This window comes from Paenibacillus doosanensis (assembly GCF_025060755.1).
GTDB lineage: Bacteria > Bacillota > Bacilli > Paenibacillales > NBRC-103111 > Paenibacillus_S > Paenibacillus_S doosanensis.
In genome coordinates, this window is the sequence record NZ_JANYUY010000046.1 from 15,128 (window position 1) to 33,786 (window position 18,659).

At 54.7% G+C, this 18,659-nt stretch carries 13 protein-coding genes; 10 read left to right on the top strand and 3 right to left on the bottom strand.

Annotated features, from left to right (window positions below):
• The first annotated feature begins 33 nt into the window (after nt 1–33).
• The 7 genes from N0M98_RS25505 (at nt 34) to N0M98_RS25535 (ending at nt 7,355) form a co-directional block, all read left to right on the top strand.
• Nucleotides 34–1,872 carry an ABC transporter permease gene (locus N0M98_RS25505; RefSeq protein WP_249865439.1) on the top strand — a complete coding sequence of 613 codons (1,839 nt, stop codon included), beginning with the start codon at nt 34–36 and terminating at the stop codon, nt 1,870–1,872.
• A gap of 1 nt (nt 1,873) precedes the next feature.
• Entirely contained in the window at nt 1,874–3,019 is a 1,146-nt protein-coding gene (locus tag N0M98_RS25510) for an ABC transporter ATP-binding protein (protein ID WP_249865438.1), read from the top strand.
• Nucleotides 3,020–3,064: 45 nt separating this feature from the next.
• On the top strand, nt 3,065–3,826 hold the full coding sequence (locus tag N0M98_RS25515; protein ID WP_249866283.1) for an MgtC/SapB family protein: 762 nt from the start codon (nt 3,065–3,067) through the stop codon (nt 3,824–3,826).
• A 23-nt stretch (nt 3,827–3,849) separates the two neighbouring features.
• The gene (locus tag N0M98_RS25520) at nt 3,850–4,665 is read left to right on the top strand and encodes an HAD family hydrolase (protein ID WP_249865437.1); all 816 of its coding nucleotides are present in this window, start codon (nt 3,850–3,852) and stop codon (nt 4,663–4,665) included.
• Nucleotides 4,662–5,471 (top strand): inositol monophosphatase family protein, encoded by an 810-nt coding sequence (locus tag N0M98_RS25525; protein WP_259619564.1) that lies wholly within the window; start codon nt 4,662–4,664, stop codon nt 5,469–5,471. Before N0M98_RS25520 ends, N0M98_RS25525 begins: the two co-directional genes overlap by 4 nt.
• Before the next feature lie 243 nt (nt 5,472–5,714).
• Nucleotides 5,715–6,083 (top strand): MarR family winged helix-turn-helix transcriptional regulator, encoded by a 369-nt coding sequence (locus tag N0M98_RS25530; protein ID WP_259619565.1) that lies wholly within the window; start codon nt 5,715–5,717, stop codon nt 6,081–6,083.
• A 96-nt stretch (nt 6,084–6,179) separates the two neighbouring features.
• Nucleotides 6,180–7,355 carry a DUF4272 domain-containing protein gene (locus N0M98_RS25535; RefSeq protein ID WP_259619566.1) on the top strand — a complete coding sequence of 392 codons (1,176 nt, stop codon included), beginning with the start codon at nt 6,180–6,182 and terminating at the stop codon, nt 7,353–7,355.
• Between the two features lie 57 nt (nt 7,356–7,412).
• On the opposite strand, the gene N0M98_RS25540 is transcribed toward N0M98_RS25535, so the two are convergent.
• Both N0M98_RS25540 and N0M98_RS25545 read right to left on the bottom strand, forming a co-directional pair.
• Nucleotides 7,413–8,471 (bottom strand): hypothetical protein, encoded by a 1,059-nt coding sequence (locus N0M98_RS25540; protein WP_249865433.1) that lies wholly within the window; start codon nt 8,469–8,471, stop codon nt 7,413–7,415.
• The gene (locus tag N0M98_RS25545) at nt 8,468–10,303 is read right to left on the bottom strand and encodes an HSP90 family protein (protein WP_259619567.1); all 1,836 of its coding nucleotides are present in this window, start codon (nt 10,301–10,303) and stop codon (nt 8,468–8,470) included. The genes N0M98_RS25540 and N0M98_RS25545 overlap by 4 nt, the downstream gene beginning before the upstream one ends.
• A gap of 403 nt (nt 10,304–10,706) precedes the next feature.
• Here N0M98_RS25545 and N0M98_RS25550 point away from each other — a divergent pair, with 403 nt between their 5' ends.
• Nucleotides 10,707–11,426 carry a cyclase family protein gene (locus N0M98_RS25550; RefSeq protein ID WP_259619568.1) on the top strand — a complete coding sequence of 240 codons (720 nt, stop codon included), beginning with the start codon at nt 10,707–10,709 and terminating at the stop codon, nt 11,424–11,426.
• Nucleotides 11,427–11,712: 286 nt separating this feature from the next.
• On the opposite strand, the gene yesZ is transcribed toward N0M98_RS25550, so the two are convergent.
• On the bottom strand, nt 11,713–13,716 hold the full coding sequence (yesZ, locus tag N0M98_RS25555) for a beta-galactosidase YesZ (RefSeq protein ID WP_259619569.1): 2,004 nt from the start codon (nt 13,714–13,716) through the stop codon (nt 11,713–11,715).
• 448 nt (nt 13,717–14,164) lie between these two features.
• Between yesZ and N0M98_RS25560 the strand changes: the two genes are divergently transcribed.
• Both N0M98_RS25560 and N0M98_RS25565 read left to right on the top strand, forming a co-directional pair.
• Nucleotides 14,165–15,538: a helix-turn-helix domain-containing protein gene (locus tag N0M98_RS25560; RefSeq protein ID WP_259619570.1), complete on the top strand. Its 1,374-nt coding sequence runs from the start codon at nt 14,165–14,167 to the stop codon at nt 15,536–15,538.
• Nucleotides 15,539–16,254: 716 nt separating this feature from the next.
• On the top strand, nt 16,255–18,609 hold the full coding sequence (locus tag N0M98_RS25565; protein ID WP_259619571.1) for a helix-turn-helix domain-containing protein: 2,355 nt from the start codon (nt 16,255–16,257) through the stop codon (nt 18,607–18,609).
• Nucleotides 18,610–18,659: the final 50 nt, after the last annotated feature.

The following is an 18,659-nucleotide window of genomic DNA, read 5'->3' on the forward strand; positions in this document are numbered from 1 at the left end:
AGCGACAGGCTGGAAAAAAGAGGTGTAGACGCGGTGAACAAAGTCGAATATCCCGGCAGACCCGTTCCGAAGTTTACGATGACGCGCTCATTGAACAGGGTTAAGGGCATCTTTACGAATCCACTCAGCTTGATCAGCATCATAGCGATTATTTTCCTGGGCTATACTATCGTCATTCCGCTGTGGGAGATCGTAGCGCATACGTTCACCTGGCATCCGGAGGACATTCGGGCCAATCCCGGCGCCGTACCGGGAGAGCTGACGATCAATCATTGGCTGCATGTGCTGTACAGCGATATCAGCTCGTCGATTTTTTACAAGCCGCTGCTGAATTCATTCAATATCGCCGTATTCGTCTCGTTCTTCTCGATGGTCATCGGCGGAGGGCTCGCCTGGCTCGTCACGCGCACCGACCTTCCCTATAAAAAGACGTGGGCGTTTCTGGCGATCATTCCCTACATGCTGCCTTCCTGGATCAAATCGTTCGCCTGGCTGATTGTCTTCAAGAACGACCGCGTCGGCGGAACGCAAGGGATGCTGCAATATGTGCTCGGCGTGAACCCGCCCGACTGGATTTCGTACGGCTTCTTCCCGATTTCCATCGTACTGGTCGCCCACTACTATACGTTCTTTTACCTGCTGATCGCGGTATCGCTCAGCTCGATCAACAGCTCGCTGGAGGAAACGGCGGATATTTTGGGGGCAGGCCGGTTTACGATATTGCGCAAAATTACGTTCCCGCTCGTCCTTCCGGCGATTTTGTCGGCGCTCATCCTGACCTTCTCCAAAAGCATGGGCACCTTCGGCGCCGCCGCCTTTCTCGGGCTTCCGGTCAAATATTATACGATCGCTACGATGCTGTACGGCAGCATGAAAAACCGGATGATTTCCGACGCCTACGTGCTCAGCCTGATTCTGATCATCATCTCGTCGCTGACGATCTACTTCAATCAGCGGGCGATCGGCAAGCGCAAGAGCTATGCGACGATCGGCGGCAAAGATTCGCGCAAAACCGTCACTCCGCTCGGGAAGTGGAAAATACCGGCCGTCGCCGCCGTCTTCCTGTTCATGTTCTCGGCGGGCATCTTCCCGCTGCTGCTGCTCTTATGGCAAACGTTCATGCTGCAGGACGGCAATTACAGCTTAAGCAACCTGACGACGCATTACTGGTTCGGCGATTCGGACTTCTCCATCGCTTCCGGCGAGGTAGGAATTCTCAAGAGCGACACAATCTGGCTCGGCTTAAAAAATTCTTTACAAATCGCATTGCTGGCAGCGTCAATCGCGGCTATAATGGGTTTAATATTCGGATACGTCATCTCCAAAGGACGTAAAAGCTTTTCCGGAAAATTGGTGGAGCAGCTTTCCTTCATGCCCTACCTCATTCCCGGCATATCCTTCGCCGCAATCTATCTTTCGATGTTCGCACAGCCGCATTTGCTGCTGCCTGCCTTGTATGGAACCTTGTCCATCGTCATTCTGATCACGATCGTCAAAGAACTGCCGTTCGCCACCCGCTCGGGTACGAGCACCATGCTGCAAATCAGCGGGGAGTTGGAGGAAGCGGCCAAGCTGCACGGAGCCTCCTGGTTCCGGAGATTCTTCAATATCATGGTGCCGCTGAGCCGCAAAGGGCTGATCAGCGCCTTCCTGCTCTTGTTCATAAGCGCGATGAAGGAGCTTGATCTGATCATTCTGCTGGTGACGCCGAAGACGAGCACGCTGACGACATTGACGTTCCGCTATGCGGAAAAAGGCTATCAACAGTATGCCGACGCTATCGTTATCATTATTATCGCGATTATTTTGATTACGAATTTCGTTGCGACCAAATACGGCAAAGCCGACCTTTCGAAGGGCATAGGAGGATAATATGAGCGGGATACAGCTGAGAAAGATTAATAAATATTTCGATAACAATCATATACTGAAGGATCTGGATTTGTTCATTGAAGACGGCGATTTCATGACGCTGCTCGGACCTTCGGGCTGCGGCAAGACGACGACGCTGCGCGTGATTACGGGACTAGAGAACCCGGAGGAAGGCGTCCTTACCATTAACGGCAAGGAGATGGTCAACGGCGCGAAGGGCTATTATGCGCCCCCTTCCAAGCGCGGACTGAATCTCGTATTCCAAAGCTATGCTTTGTGGCCTCATATGACGGTATTCGACAACGTGGCCTTCGGGCTGTCGATCAACAAGACGCCGAAGGCGGAAATCCGCGCCAAGGTGGAAAGCGCCCTGGAGAAGATGCGGATTATCCAGTACAAGGACCGCTATCCGTCGGAGCTGTCCGGCGGCCAGCAGCAGCGGGTGGCGATTGCGAGAGCGATCGTGACCGAGCCGAAGATTTTGCTGCTGGACGAACCGCTCTCCAATCTTGACGCCAAGCTGAGACTGGAAATGAGAGCGGAGCTGAAACGGCTTCACCGCGAGCTGAAGACGACGATTATTTACGTTACGCATGATCAGGTTGAAGCGCTTACGATGTCGACCAAGATCGCTGTGTTTTTCGAAGGCCATTTGGTTCAGGTGGATACGCCGAGAAATATTTACCGCCACCCGGTCGACTTAAGGGTCGCCGACTTTATCGGCAATCCCAAAATTAATTTCATCGACGCGGATGTCGCTTATCTTAACGGCAGCCTGACCGCGGAATCGGAGCTCGGCACGCTCGTCCTGCCGGGAGCTTCATCCGGAGCGGGAAGCGGCAAAGCGGTGCTTGCTGTATATCCGGAGGATATCCTCATCTCGTCCGAGAAAACGGAAGGCGCCGCAATGCTCAGCATTTATTCCGTGATGCCTGCGGGATCGGAGACGCTTATTCAGCTGACGACCCGGGGCGACAATCTGCTGCTGGCCAAGGTGATCGGAGAGCTGGACTATCCGGTCGGCAAAATGGTGTGGGTTACGATCCCGCAGGAGAAGGTCAATGTGTACGACAAGGAGACGGGCAGGCTGATTCCCCGAACGGAGGAGTCGGCGGCAAGCCCCGAATTGAAGCGAGGCATTATTTAATACATCTAACTTATTTTACTGGGCTGGGAGAGAAAGAAATTGACAATGACAAGCGGAAGCGTATGGGAAATCACTCACTGGGAGCTTGTGCTCCGGATGATATTGTCCGTCGTATTGGGCGGTTTGATCGGAATGGAACGGGAATGGAGCAATCATGCGGCGGGATTCCGCACGCATATTCTGGTTTGTCTCGGTTCGACGACGATTATGCTGCTGTCCAGCTACGGCTTTTCCCAATTTGTCAATGAGGCGAATGTGCGGACGGACCCGGCCCGTTTGGCGGCGCAGGTCATTAGCGGTATCGGTTTTCTGGGAGCCGGGGCGATTCTCCGCAACGGCAATATGATCAAAGGCTTGACGACGGCCGCCTCGGTATGGGTAGTCGCCGCCATCGGCCTCAGCGTGGGCGCGGGATTTTATATGGGCGCGCTGTTCTGCACCTTTCTCGTGCTGATCAGCCTGTTCCTGCTTAATAAGTGGGAGAAGCATCTGATGCGCCACCGCCGATATCAAGAGGTCGCCATTCAGATTATCGATAACCCCGGAGCGCTGGGCAAAATCGCTTCGATCTTCGGGGATCACGACGTACAGATCACCAACCTGAAGATGCTCCCCGATGAGCACGCCCCGGAAGACGGGTCCGCTCCGTCGATGCACCTGCATTTTAGCCTGAAGCTGAAAAAGCAGGAGCAGCTCATATCCGCCATGGAGCAAATCGCTTCGATGGATATGGTCGTTTCTTTGGAATCCCAGCTGGTCACAGGCCTGAAAAACAGTGGAAATAAGGAAGGTTCGGTTTCCATATAAAACAGACAGGGTGGCTGGAGCATGTGAAAAATATACTACTCATTTCCGATTTGGACGGAACCTTATTGAATCAAACGCAGCAAATTAGTCCCGAGAACGAGAGCGCGATCCGGCGGTTTATGGAAATGGGCGGCTTGTTTACTTTGGCCACAGGCCGGATGGAGGCGGCGGTGGAGCCGTTCGTGCGGAAGCTTGGCTTGGAGCTGCCCGTCATTTTGTACAACGGGGCCAAAATCGTACGCCCGGCAACGAATGAAGTGTTGTACGAACGCCGGCTGACCGTCCCTCCCGGCATCCGGAGCTTGCTGATGGCAAGCTTGCCGGGGCCGGAGGAAACGGCGCTGCTCGTGTACCGCGACGGCCAAGTATACGCCCCGGCTCGGAACGAGGTGCTTGAACGGCATGAACGCAAGGACGGCGTCGTCTGCCTTCCTTGGAACGACGAGATGATGGACGGTCCGGTGACCAAGCTGATGCTGATCAGCGCCTCTCCGGAGAAAATGAAGGGGATTGAGCAGGCTATTAGGGATAGCGCTTACCCTTGCGAGCTGGTATATTCGGAATCCAATTATTTGGAAATTTTGCCTCCGCATACGACCAAAGGCAGCGCGCTGACCGAGCTTATCCGGCTGCTTCAGCTCGATAAGCCCTACACGATCGCGGTCGGAGACAATCTGAACGATTTGGCGATGATCCGGCAGGCTGACCTCGGGTACGCCGTGGCGAATGCGCATCCCGAGCTTGCGGCCGCGGCCGATGCGGTGACGGTGCATCATGAGCGGCATGCCATCGCTGCGATTATAGGCGATTTTATCGAGAAGAGGAGAGAGCTGGCATGAGTTATTTGGAAACGGCGGGGAGAATCGCCAGGGAAGCGGGGCTGATGATTCAGGCGAAGATGGGCAGCGGCTTTGCCGCGGAAGAGAAAAGCTCCGTATTCGATGTCGTCACCGAAGTCGACCGGGCTTCGGAGCAGCTGATCCGCCAGAGGCTGGAGGAAGCTTATCCGGAACACGGGTTTCTCGGAGAGGAAGAATCGTTCGCTCATGCCGGCGAGCTGGCGGACCGGTTAGAGCGGGCCAAGAGCGAACCGTTCGTCTGGATCGTCGATCCGATCGACGGAACGAACAATTACGTGCAGGGCATTCCGGGATTTACCGTATCGATAGCGCTCGCTTCTTACGGAGAGCTTGTCGCCGGGGTCATCTACGACCCGTGCCGCGATGAAATGTTCTGGGCGGAGAAGGGCGAGGGCGCCTTTATGAACGGCAGCCCGATCGCGGTTTCCGCCGCGCCCGAGCTGCGGCTAACGGTCGTCGGGACAGGGTTCCCCTCCAAAGCGGCCAACCGGCAGGCGGTGATGGAGAGCTTGCGGACGATAGCGCCGCAATGCCGCTCCATCCGTTCGCTCGGCTCGGCGGCGCTGCATCTGGCTTATGTCGCGGCAGGCCGGCTCGGCGCGTTCTGGGAATACGGCCTGAACGCGTGGGATATCGCCGCGGGCGTGCTGATTATTGAGGAAGCGGGCGGCAAGGTTACCGACACGCTCGGACGGCCGTACAGTTTGACCGTATCCCATGTGGTCGGAAGCAACGGCAAGGTGCATGACGACTTGCTGAAGCCGATGATCGAGATCGGAATCTGATGACGCAAGAAAGGGTTTGCCTCATTTTGTATGGAGGCAGGCCCTTTTTTGCGTGTTTATTGTATAATAGAAGAAACGTTTTTTTGTCACACTGCCGTTATGGTTTCCATCACCGAATCGTGAATGCGCTAACAAGCGACGCTTATAATCCGAATTATTTGTACAAAGGGGGCATTCTTTCTGGACGAGCTTAATGAATTTGCCTTTCGCATCCGAGCCGCTATGAATAAAGTGCAGCGCAATATGAATACGAGAATGCAGCAGCAGTTTCAATCCGGCATCACCCGGGAGCAGATGTATTTGCTTAAAATCATTGCCGATGAACAGCCGTGCAAAATTACGGAATTGGCCAAACGTTTCGGTTTGAATCCGAGCACGATCTCTACGATGGTGAACCGGATGGAGAAAGAAGGCTTCATTTCCCGGGAATACGGCAATAACGACCGCCGCAATGTCTTTGTCTCCATTACACCGCACGGGCAAGACGTGTTAAAACAAAATTTGCAGCATTATAGCGGTATGCTTAAACATTACTTATCCCATTTGGAGCGCAGTGAAGTGGAAGCTTTTGTGCAAACGATCGAAAAGATCGCTTCTATCGACGATAAATAGCGCCCCTAAACGAGTGTTATAACCAATTTGTGGTAAATTTGACGTCCGCTTCGGAAATTTAGTAGGCTAGTTGTATAAGCGGAAGGAGGCTGGACGTTGAATTATTTTACTATTTTTGCATCGAGAAACGATATGGACGATATCGACGGCTTCATCATGAAGCTGTTCGCCAAAGGCCACACGATCAAGAAAAATGGCAACGATTATACGGTTCAAACGAACTCGCTGTTCAACAAACGGAAGATGACGATTCGGGTTTCGCATGAAAGTACGAATCCCGCTTATTTCGAAACGAATATTCCGGGAATGATCGGGTTTTACGATCGTATTCCTTTTGCCGACGAGAACCGGAAGGAGCTTGTGCTGACGCAAATCTCCGTATTGAACGCGCTGATTGCGGTAGAGGCGGAGAAAGCTCTTGGCGACGAACAGCTGCGGCAGTGCATGGCGCTGCTATCAGCCGTCGGGGGAATCGGCTTTATGCAGGACGGGACGCTGCTTGACGATGACGGACAAGTCATCGTGTATCCCGATGGAGCATCGGGCCCGGCAAACTTCCGTCCCAGGGCATGCACCGGCAAAGTGATGGGGCCGGAGAGGCCATCCGAGGAAGGCGAGCGCAGAAAGCGGGCGTCCATCGATTATATCCACGGCCGCGGTATCCCGTATCTGGATTCGCTGCCGCTGCTCCCGCCCCTAGCGGAATGCCAGTGGAAGTCGCAAGAGGAGATTGCGAGAAGAGCGGTTGCTCTCTTGATCGTGATTCAATACGCTTGCGATGCGGCCCAGGGCGGCGATCTCGCCGAATCGAGGGACTTCGTGCTGAGCACGCTGCGCAAATTCGGCGTGGAGGACGAGCTGACCGGGAACGAGCGCCATCTGCTGGAAGCGGAAGAACCGTCGCCGCAAGAGGCCGTCAATATCGCCTGGCAGTACGAAGCGTACTGGCCGCTCATCTGGGCGCTTCGGCTAACGGATACGCTGGATTTCCCGGATCGTACTTGCGACTGCAATTATGCGATTGAGGTCGTCTCCAAATGCGATTCGTTCGGGGAATTTTACCGGAGTACAACGCTGCGCAGCCGAGAAGAAATTCTGGACGAGGCCGACAAAATTTACCGTCTGCATTGGGCGTGCGTCAACAGCCGGATTCACGGGCAAGAGGCTCCGGCAGGCATGAACGAGAGCGTCGTTATGGAGCGGCGCAGGGGATTGTTCTGGATGGTCGGCTGTGATCGCGAGGACTGGGATCATATCCCGATGGATACATAGACATACATAAGGACCGTTCGTGGGCGAACCCGAGCGGTCCTTTTCAAGTGCGCCCGGCTATTCGCTCAAGGCGGCGGCAGCCAGTTCGGAGTAGATCGTATTGCCGTTGCGCAAGTCGTACTTCTCCGCTGCCGAAGTCGCCTGCCGGCCCAGATGCCGGGCCAATGCTTCCAGATCCATCTCCCCGTGTTCCGCCAGGAACGATGCCGGAAGACGGGGCTGATACTTCAAGCCGTCTGCGGCGACTCTGTGCAGCAGCTTCGACGAATACAGACGGAACAGCATCGTCTGATAAGGGTCCTCATGCTGCTGCGTCAACGCGACATGCTGCTCGAACAATTCGATGCCTTTCTTCGGGTTCGTCACGGCCAAATAGTCGATATGTCTGGCGATCGCTTCGATAAAGTCCCGTTTTCCTTTGATCAGCCGATATCCGCGGGTATGCGCCTTGGCCGCTTCTTCCGCGGACCGCGCACGGTGCAGCGGCAGCAGCAGATGCGCTAGCGTAATGTGAGGAACCTCGGCGCAGCGCATCGAGCCCGCCAAAATAGGCTTGGCGGCCTCCAGCGCCTTCAGATCGTCCCCCGCGGCCGCGTAATATTGGACGATCTGATTTTGCTCGCAGGCGTCGCAGTCGCTCATATAGTCCCGCCGAGCTTGCCGAAAGCGTTCCATGAACGTCTCGGCTTCCTGCATATTGCCCAAATCCATGGCCAGCCGGAAGCGGTAATACAGGTAAGTACGCGAGCTGTATCCATGCGCCTCGTACCGCTTGCCCAAGTCTTCGACCAGCGCTGCGATCTGCTGGAGCGGAATGTCCGGGAAGTGCGCAATCTCCCCGACAATCCATTTGTACGACCATAGCAGATCGTAGCTGTCGAATAATTCGGGATGGCGGTCGTATTGTCCGAGCTGCCAGGAGAAGGCGACGACGGCCTTGAGCGGGAAGCCGTTAAATATCGCGGTTCTTACAATATCGCTCCTTGTATCGTAAGCCAGTTCGAGCTCTCCTTCGGCGTCGGCGATCCGCACGGCCGCCTCCAGCACTTCCAGCTTCGCCGCGCCGTCGGGAAGCGTCCCGGCTTCCTGAAGCAGCGCTTGTAAATCCTGGTTCATACGGAAGTCCCCCCATTCTCGGCCGTAGCCTCAAGTCCCCAATCGATAAAACGGATAATGCCGCGGTTCATCGCCGACAGCTCCTGCCGGGTCATTGGATAGTGTCCCATCATGAGAGCGTTCGTGTACAGCACTTCCGCCGCGGCCGGGAGCATCTGCGGATGCGCGGCCGAAAATACGCGCTCGATCATCGGGTTGTCGAGGTTGAAATAGAGCGTGGAATACGCCGCTTCGTTCAGACTCACTCCCAAATTGCCGAGCACGGAAGCGAGCAGATCGGGACTCGATTCCTTGGCTTTCTCGATCGACCGCAGAGCGGACGATTCCTTGGATAACGTATAGAGCGCGGGCAGCTCGGCCGGCTTGAACCGCTTCAGCTGAATTTGGCATTTGAAGCTTTGCAGGGCTGCATCGGCCATGCGGATCGCTTCATAATACCGGTTCTTTTCTTCCAAGGTCAGGTCCGTAAACGCGAGAGACACATCCTCCGGAACGAGACGTTCCAGCTGCAGCTCCGGCTTCAAATAGGCCAGATGCTCCAGCAACTCGGCATTATAGATGTAGCCTCCGTTTAAGACGAGCTGCGACTGAGCCGCCGCAACATGGGCGATCTGCCGGTATTCGTCGACGGAGAGGGTATAGTAAAGCTTCTTTCCCTCGTCCAGCAGCTCTCCCAGCGCGCGTTCGCCGTAAGTGCTCTCAAAGGGAAGCCAGCGGTAAATGACGGAGAGAAGCTCCGTATCCTCGGCAGCCAGCGCCTTCATAGACAGCACATGCAGTCCGATCATATGCTGCAGCCGATCCGGCTCGTATTCCCCCATCCGCAGCAGCTCTTCCCGAATCGCCTGCCCCAGCTCGCTTCTGACTTCCTGAAGCCGCTCGTCCTCGTAGAAATGCTCCCGCGAGGCGGTCGGCTGCAGCTCGTCGGTCCATACGAGGCATTTGACGAAGAAAGCCCATTCCGGCAAAATATTCTCCGCTTGATCCGAAACGAGCATTTGCTTCAAATAGACTCGATGCGTCCGTCTGGCGTTCAGATTGACGCTGCGCGGCAGGATGTAGGCGATCCCGCCGGTCCGCCCGTTTGCCGTACGCAGCGGAATGAAGTCATGGAACCGCTCGCCGAGCAGCCGCTGACCGAAGGCGAGAACCTCCTGGCGGCTTCCGCGGGCCAGCTCCGGTTCCTCGATCCAGATCGGACGGGAGGCATTCACCGTCTCCTGGAGCCCGCTTGCCCGGAGAATCACCGGGTAAGGCAGCAGCGCTCCGTAGTAAAAGAGCAGCTCTTTGACCGTTTCCGGCTCGAAATACGATTCACAGCCGGGTTTGCAGCGCAAATAGATGCGTGTCCCCGTAGACAGGCGGGTTTCCAGCTTGCGGATCGTGTACGTGCCGTCAGGCTTGCCGCGCCATTCCATCGAAGGGCCGCCTTGAGCCGATTGCGTCAGCACGACAATTTCTTCGCTGACCATAAAGCAGGACAGCAGGCCGATGCCGAAGCGCCCGATAAAAGACGTCTCGCTCGCCAGGAAGTCTTCTCCGACCTTGGAAGAATGGCCGATCATGGCCAGGAAACGGTGAATATCCTCCTCGGTCAAACCGATGCCGTTATCGTCGACCGTCATCGTCAGATTGGAGCCGCTGCCGGCGATGTCTACCGTTACTTGCCCCCGGCTCGCGGGCTCCAGTTTGTTTCTTGCTGTAATGGCGTCCGTAGCGTTCTGCAGCAGCTCGCGCAAATATACCTTCGGACTGCTGTACAGATGGTTGGATAAAATATTAATCATGCCGCTTAAGTTGACTTGAAACCGGTACTCATTTTGTTCGCTCATCGGACACACTCCTTTTCATCTATTGCTCTAAAAGGGTGGTGAAAAAGTCCGCTGCGGCGTCCATTTGATCCTCCAATCGCTGTTGAAATCGGATTCTTTGGATTGTTTTTTCGTTTTTCTGTGGAGAGAACCCGTTTTCAAAGGCGAACGCTTACGCTTTTCCAGATTCAAATGGCCCCTCCGCTCTTTTTTCACCAGGCTTCTAAAAGCAGAGGCATTTTCTATGGCGGCGGTATAAGGAAGAGTATACCAGATTAGGAGGGGACCGCCCGTAGCCCGATCGTCCCATTTTGCAGCATCGCCTCTGGGATGCGGGCATGGCGAAAAGCGTCATTGCCGTCCATCCCGTTTTTCGGCATAATGGTATTGTCTGGAAACCAAACGGGATGGAGGCCAAAATAAGATGGAGCAAATTCGCAGCTGCCTGGAGCTGTTGGCGGGGATGAGGCTGATCGATTTATCGCACACGCTGGAGGAGGAAATGCCGGTATATCCGACGCATTCCCGTTATTTCCACACCAAGTGGGATTCCTTCGACACGGGAAGTCCGGCATTGGTCGGACAGCTGTTGATCAACGAGCATTGCGGAACGCATGTGGACGCTACGGGCCATTTTTTGCAAGAGGGGCATCCGGAGCACCGGTATATGGCGGAGACGCCGCTTTCGAATTGCATGGGACGGGCCGTGACGCTCGATTTTGCCCATTATACGGATCAGGACCTGGTATCTGTCGATGAATTGTGCGAATGGGAGCAAGCGAACGGACCTATCGAGCCAGGGGATATCGTGCTGTTTCGGTTCGGCTGGGACCGCCATTATGCGCCGCGCAACGTCGACCGCTCCTACACGGCCAGTTGGCCCGGAATCAGCGGGGAAGCTGCGGAGTATTTGGTTTCCCGGAAAATTAAGGCGGTCGGCTGCGATACGCTGGCGATTGACGGCTCCGGCAGCTCGGGCAATCCGGCGCATTATTCGCTGCTTGGCAGCGGCATTAACATCTTCGAGAACCTGAAGGGGCTCGACCGGACGCTCGGAGAGTCGTTCTTCATCGGCCTGCCGCTGAAAATCAAAGGAGGCTCGGGATCGCCGGTCCGGGCGGTAGCTTTTGTTCCGGGCAGGTAAGTGAGATGAAGCATAGAACCGAGATCGCATTCCTCGTTTGTATTTTGCTTTTCATCGCTGCGCTTTTTTCGCCTTGGGTGACGGAGAGCTTCGCACACGGCAGAATCGTTCAATCGTTTAAATCGAAAATCGTATTTGTATCCTTTTTAGGGACGGTTCATTCATGCGCGGCTTGTAAAATAAATTGATTCAAAACACTGGGGTTGTGAGCGAAAAAAGGACCTTAAGCCCGTTTTGTCGGAGACAAACGGGGGCTTAAGGTCCTTTGGCTTGCTGTACGAGAAGTTTAATTCTGCACCGGCCGCGGAAATTGCACGATGCGGTATTCGAAGGCGCTGACAGTCAGCGTCCCGGCAGGCACATCCGCCTGTGTCAGCGGGTCGAAGCCTTGCCGGGGCAGAGTAACGGTGCCTCCTTGGCCGTCCATATTCACGATGACCCACAGGTCGTGACGATCCGTATATCGCGGCGCTACGATCGTGCCTCGGGTGACGTCCGTCCGCAGCGTCACTCCGGCGTCGGCTGCGTAGCGGTCGATCAGCGCCTTCAGCAGCGCGTCTCCTTCGTCTCCCGCCGGAAGCGAGCCGAGCATGACGATTTTGCCGCGTCCGAGCGGCCGCTCGGTAATGAACGCCTTGCCGGGAGCGAGTCCCTGCTCGAGAATCCCGACCGCCGCAGCTTCCTTAGGCTCGAATACAGCGCTCCATAGGCTGAGCGGAGCGGACAGGCCGAACGCGCGGCCGATCGTTCCGGTGCCTTCCATCGGATACGTGTACAGCGTTTCTACGCCGGCCAGCGTCTCCAGCTCCTTGCCGAGCGCGGCGTCGGTATGGACGGTGTGATGCTCCGTTCTGCCGCCGCTCAGCGGTCCGACGATCCAGACGCCGCCCTGCTCTGCGAAGGCGCGGGCGCGCTGCACATAGTCCGGCGACAAATAATGAATGAACGGCGTCATCAGCAGCTTGTACCCCGACAGATCGGCTCCTTCCGGGATCAGATCGCGGTGAATGCCCATCGATAAGATCCGTTCGTAGAACGAAGTGACCAAAGCGCGGTGGTTCAGCTTGCGGTGAGGCTCGGTTTTGAGAAACGCTTTGGCCCGGTCGGAATAGGTTACGGCCACTTCGGCTTGAGCCGGACGGGACGACACGATGATCGGTTCGATGCGCTTGCGCGCTTCCTCTACCTCAAGGACGCTTTGGTAGCCGATCGTCGGCTTGCCCCAAGCGCTGATGACCGAGCCGTGCGGCTGCTCGCAGCCGGCCCGCTGCTGGCGCCACAGCCAATAGCAGAACGCCTCCGCGCCGAGGGCGTAGGCGGCGACCGCTTCGGAGCGCAAGTAGCCGTTCGGATGCGGCATGGCGTAGCTCTCCAGCGAAGCGCTGAACGAGGTGCTTGTTTCCATGATCCAGAAATCTTTGCCCCGCTTGAAGTTGCGGAATAAGTCGCAATTAATCAAATAGCCGGGCGTGTTGTCAAAGTTCGCATACGTGTCGAACGAAGCGAAGTCCAGATGCTGGAACAAGCGTTCATTGTCCACATGAAAGGCGACGCTGCTGTTATGCGTGATCGGCGCCTTTGAATATTTGCGGATGATCGCGGCCTGCTCGTCCGCAAATTCGGCGATTTTTTCCATCGAGAACAATTGATACATCGTCTTGAGCGAAGAGTTGTGCAGAAACGGCGCCGGTCCCGGCTGTGGGACTTGCTCGAAGCTGTGGTAATACTCGCTCCAAATATCCGTGCCCCAAGCTTCGTTTAACTGCTCGATCGTACCGTAGCGCCGCTCCAGCCATTCCTGCCACAAGCTCTTGCAGGTCGCGCACATGCACTCGGCTACATGCGCTTTAAATTCGTTGTCGATCTGCCAGCCGATGACGCCCGGCAAAGCGCCGACGGCGCGGGCGATATGCTCGGTGATGATAGCCGCTCTCGCGCGGAAATAACCGTTATTGGTGCAGGCGTGCTGCCGCGATCCGTGACCCATCGCCGTCCCGTTCTCATCCACGTACATCCGCTCCGGATGGCCGTGCGTCAGCCAAATCGGCGGTGTCGGCGTCGGCGTGCACATGACCGTTTCAATCCCGTTGTCGTACAGACGTTGAATGACGTCCGCGAAAAACGACATGTCGATGCGTCCTTCTTCCGGCTCCATCCGCGACCAGGCAAATTCACCGATGCGCGCAACGTTAATGCCCGCTTCCCTCATGTATTGAATATCCTGCTCAATAATCTCCTCGCTCCACAGCTCGGGATAAAACGCCGCCCCATGGTACAATCTTTTGCTCATATTCATCTCTCCAGACTGCCGTTTTGTCATATACATCCCATCTTATTAAAATGCCCCTTTCGGTTCAATTGCAATTTTTTGATAGGGCCGCTGCTGTGATTGCAACATTTTTGACGGGCTTGCACTTTCTTGCAGCAAGGCCGCCGTTATGCGGGCTGAGCCTCGAATTTCAGCGTTACACCGGATATGCCGAAATTAGGTTTACCCCCTGCAAAGGGCGAATGGTTAAATACAGATGATAGTCTGCTATGCCAAAGAGCGGTACAATTTCTATAGACGAATACAAGGTAAACGGATTTCCGGGGAGGACGATCTTTTGCCGCAAAATAAGCTCTTCATCATTTGCCTGACTCTCAGTCTTATCTTCGTGTGTGGACTCGCAGTCGTGGAGATATGGTCGGAAGCAAATGCATCATGGAAGACACTAGGGTTGCTGCTGTTATGCTGTATGGTTTCTTTTATCATCGGCCGGCTGCACCCGCGGCAAAGACGAACTTCCGCCGACGCAAGCAAGCATCCGCCGTCCAGCATCCCCCATCCATCGGCCGACCCGTCCTGCGAGTGGAATGCCCTTAAGCGGCGGCTTGAAGCCGAGCTTAACGGACAAAGGGCGGAGCTCCGCCACTATTATGCGCAAGAGCTGCTCTTAAGAGGGCTGCCGTCCGGACAGCGCGCATTCGGGTCTATCGGCATTCCGGCTGAGGCCGAATGGTTTGCCGTCATGGTCATTGAGCCGGAGCTGGCTCTGCAAACGCGCTTCGCGGAGCAGGACCGCGGGTTGATGATGTTCGCCATCCGCAATATGCTGGATGAGCTGATTCCGTCCGGCTCGCGGCTGCCGGCCGTCTCGAACGATCAGCAGCTGGCGCTGCTGGTCTTCGCTATCGGACCATCGCAGGAAGCGTTCAAGAACACGCTGAGCTCCTGGATACGGGAAGTTCAGAGCGCTTTGTTCCGCTATCTCTCCCTTCAGGTCAGCATTGGAGTCAGCCGAACGTTCAAGGAGCTGTCCAAGAGCTCTGCAGCTTATCAGGAGAGCGTCGAAGCGCTCAAATTCCGTATTTGGACGAAGGAGACGTCGGTATTTCTCTGTGAGGACCTGGATGCCGCAGTTCCGAATTCGGCGGCGCTCTATCCCGAACGGCTGGAGCGGGAATGGATTGAAGCGGTGAAGCAGGGGGAGCGGCTGCATGCAAATTTGCTTCTGCGGGAGCTGGTCGGCGAGTTGTTCGGCTCGGCGGGCAATCCCCGGATGCTGGAATTATGGCTTGTCAGGCTGCTCTTGACGCTTCTGGACCATATGCGCCAATGGGGAATGAGCGCCAAGCTATGGTCAAGCTATCCTGCATCTTACATTCGGCAGGTGCTGGCGCTGCGAACCGCGGACGAGGCGGAACGCTGGTTCCGGCAAGTCTGGATGGAACCATGTCTAACTACAATCGAGGAAAACATGAAATCATATAAAAGGAACCTGCTTGATCAAATCGTCACGATGATCAGGGAAGAATACGATACCGATTTATCGCTGGAATCGGTTGCCGGTCGTCTTCATTACAATCCCAATTATTTAAGCGGTTTGTTCAATAAAGAAATGCATATTACATTTAGCGAATATTTGTCCAAGCATCGCCATGATATGGCTTGCCAATGGCTGATCGAGACGCATCTGCCGGTCAAGGAGATCGCCTGCAAGCTCCAGTACAAAAATTCGCAAAACTTTATCCGCTCTTTCCGCAGAAGCCAAGGTATGACCCCGGGGGAATACCGGATGAAATATGGCCGGAAACGGCTTCTGGAAGAGGCGGTCGGTCTGGAGAACTGAAGGAAGCGGGCCGCGACCGTTCTTGTAAGGCATTTTCAATTGCATCCGAATGAATACGAAAGACGTTTTCGGAACCGATGTTCCGGGGGCGTTTTTTTATTGTTTAGTAAATGATGCGCAGCAAATTCCTGTGGAAATCCGGGGTCTCCCCCGAAAGTAATGTCTGCCCATAGAACGACCCCAAAGGAATGGTTAGACGCCGATCCAGCTTAGGCTGGATGCGGACGGAATAAGCTTCAGAGCATCACGTCACTACCCTGGAAATTACTCTTGGTACCCCATTTCCATTGTCTGTGGTGCCGCGTAGCGGCATGGATGGCTTTTGGGGGATTTGTTCTTTGCCCCGGATCATTGCCATGGCCGGCACAATCATTGAAACGGAAAATGCCTGTCAGAACAGCGACTGCGGCTACGAAGTTAAATTCGGACTATGGATTGTAATTGCATTCTGCTCCAAGATACAAGTAGATTGCCGGGGCGGACGAAGCGTCCGTCGCTTGCCTGCTGCTCCAGGTATCGTATTTACACCAATATCCCATTGCAGTACAATATTTGAATACTGTATAATGAACCGGTGTTACCCGGGCTGGGAAAAACGGCAGGCTTTCATCCTACTTTTGGCCTAATCGTCCTCGGGATTTAAGCGTTTTCAATCATCGTGCCCGGACAATTCCCGTGCAGGTCCGCCATCAAATTAGACAGGAGGAAAACGCCGAATGCCCAAATATTTATTTCGTTTGCTCAGCTTCAGCTTCATTCTCGCGGCGGTTCCTGTTAGCTTGATCGGTATCATCTCGTATATTATCGCCTCGGGCGATATTGAAGATAAAGTGAAAGAAGGCAACATGCAGGTGCTGCTGCAAACGCAAATGCGCGTGGAGCAAGCGCTAAAGACGCTTGAGCTGACCTCGCTGCAGTTCGTCAACTCGCCCACCGTAACCTCCTCTTTGAATGAAGAGCTCGGGTATGACGATTTTTCCAAGCTGAGGGACTTATCCAAAGGCTTGTATAATCTGCAAACGTTCACGAGCGTCAGAGAAGCGTATTTCGTCAATTTAAATAAAGATTGGATGGTCAGCTTCTCCATATTCCGTAAATTCAGCACATATCCGGGTCATGAGCAATTTGCTTCGTATGCGAAATACCCTAACAGTCTGTTCTGGATTACGAAAAGCCCTAAAACGGACGAAGTCGCGAAAAAGCCGGATATCGCCAAGATACCGGACGAAGCGGCCGAGACCGACGACGGCAGCGGCGGGGAGACAAGCTCTTCGAGCCCTCCGGCGCTCCGCATGGTGTACAAGATTCCCGTCATTCCAATGACGAGCCAGCCTAAGGGGCTGCTAATCGTTGAAATATTGAACAGCCAAGTGAAAGCGCTGCTTTCCAACAATAAGAAACTGGGCGATGTAAGCGTGCTCGACAGCGAAGGGCAGAACTTTTTGCTTGACGATAGCGAGACCGACTCGAACGCGGAAATTCACGCCCTGGTCGCGGAGAAAGTGCGCGAAACCGGCGAAGACTCCGGATTTTTTAACGCTTACGTTCACGACGAGGAGCTCGGCGTAACCTACCGTTCTTCGTCGTATAACGGATGGATCTATGTGTCCGTCGTTTCGATCGAGGACATCACGAAGCAGTCGAAGAAAATCGCTTGGGTGACGTTCATCGCCTGCACCGTCATTTTCATTCTCGTCGCTCTGGTCGCTTTTTACGGCAGCCGTCGGATGTATTCCCCGATCAAGAGATTGTTCGAATTTACGAAGGATATCCAGGTAGAGGGCCAGGAGCATAAGGATGAATTCGATTCGATCGAGCAGCGTTTCCGCACCTTGTTCAGCACGGAGCAGCAGCTTCAGCAGCAAGTGAAGGGGCAGTTTACGCAGCTGAAGGAATTTTTCGTACTCAAGCTGTTCACGGGACAGTTATCGGACGGCGATCTGGCTTACCGTTCGCAAATGTTCGGTTTTCCGACGGAATGGAATCGGCTCGGCGTCATTACGGTGCAGATCGATACGCTGCAGGAGGGCAAATACCGCGATCATGACAAGGAGCTGCTGCTGTTTGCCATCAACAATATGGTCGGCGAGCTCATTGCGCAGCAGGAACGGTTCAGCCCGATTTTGCTGGAGCAATCCCAGGTTACGCTGCTCATCTGCAATCTGGAGGACGATGCGGCTTGCAAGGAATACTTTTTCCGGACGGCGGAGATGATCAGAGAGAAAATCCGCGAGTATTTGCACTTGCCGATCAGCATTGGGATCAGCCGTCCCTTTGACCGGGCAACGGAAGCCAGCCGGGCCTACGGCGAGTGTCTGGAAGCGTTGAAGTGCAGAATAAGCCTCGGCAATGAAATCATCATCCACTACGACGATATCGACGCCGGCAAGAAAGATATGGAAATGACGGTGTACACCCAACTGAAGCTGCTGGAGGATCAGCTTATCAACGCAGTCAAGTTGGGAGATACAGAACGCGTGGACGGCGTGTTCGACAAATATATCGGGGTTATCGTGGAGAAAGGCATTCATTTCAACGAATATCCCGTTCTCATGATGCAGCTTATCTCCAAAGCGTTTCAACTTGTGCAGGAGCAAGGGGGAGCGGTGAAGAAAGTGCTCGGAGACAAGGCGACGATCGACCATTTCATCAAACTGAGCACGCTGGAGGAAATTGTAAAATGGTTCAAGGTCGAGCTGTTCGAGCCGATCATCGGCTTCCTGAACACGCAGGCCGAGTCGCAATACGTCAATATCGCCAATCAGATGGTGAAGCTCGTCCACGAGCGGTTCGATCAAGAAATCTCGCTGGAGGCATGCGCGACCATACTGAGCTTCCATCCGGTTTATTTGAGCCGGGTGTTCAAGAAGGAGATGGGTATCAATTTCAGCGAATACCTCGCCGAATACAGGATGAATATGGCGAAAACTTGGCTGGAGACGACCAATCTGAAAATTTCCGAAATTGCCGAGAAGCTCAACTATACGAATACGACGGCGTTTATCCGCACGTTCCGTAAAATCGTCGGCATGACCCCGGGGCAGTACCGGGACCAGTACAATAAGAAATAAACGCTGATAGGGCTCGAACCGTTCGCTGTTCGGGTCTTTTGGCGCAGAAT

Bases quoted from the DNA above. Each gene is read 5' to 3' on its own strand.
- N0M98_RS25510 (WP_249865438.1), top strand. From the start codon at position 1,874: ATGAGCGGGATACAGCTGAGAAAGATTAATAAATATTTCGATAACAAT.
- N0M98_RS25515 (WP_249866283.1), top strand. From the start codon at position 3,065: ATGACAAGCGGAAGCGTATGGGAAATCACTCACTGGGAGCTTGTGCTC.
- N0M98_RS25525 (WP_259619564.1), top strand. From the start codon at position 4,662: ATGAGTTATTTGGAAACGGCGGGGAGAATCGCCAGGGAAGCGGGGCTG.
- N0M98_RS25530 (WP_259619565.1), top strand. From the start codon at position 5,715: ATGAATACGAGAATGCAGCAGCAGTTTCAATCCGGCATCACCCGGGAG.
- N0M98_RS25540 (WP_249865433.1), bottom strand. From the start codon at position 8,471: ATGAACCAGGATTTACAAGCGCTGCTTCAGGAAGCCGGGACGCTTCCC.
- N0M98_RS25545 (WP_259619567.1), bottom strand. From the start codon at position 10,303: ATGAGCGAACAAAATGAGTACCGGTTTCAAGTCAACTTAAGCGGCATG.
- N0M98_RS25550 (WP_259619568.1), top strand. From the start codon at position 10,707: ATGGAGCAAATTCGCAGCTGCCTGGAGCTGTTGGCGGGGATGAGGCTG.
- yesZ (WP_259619569.1), bottom strand. From the start codon at position 13,716: ATGAGCAAAAGATTGTACCATGGGGCGGCGTTTTATCCCGAGCTGTGG.
- N0M98_RS25560 (WP_259619570.1), top strand. From the start codon at position 14,165: ATGGTTTCTTTTATCATCGGCCGGCTGCACCCGCGGCAAAGACGAACT.
- N0M98_RS25565 (WP_259619571.1), top strand. From the start codon at position 16,255: ATGCCCAAATATTTATTTCGTTTGCTCAGCTTCAGCTTCATTCTCGCG.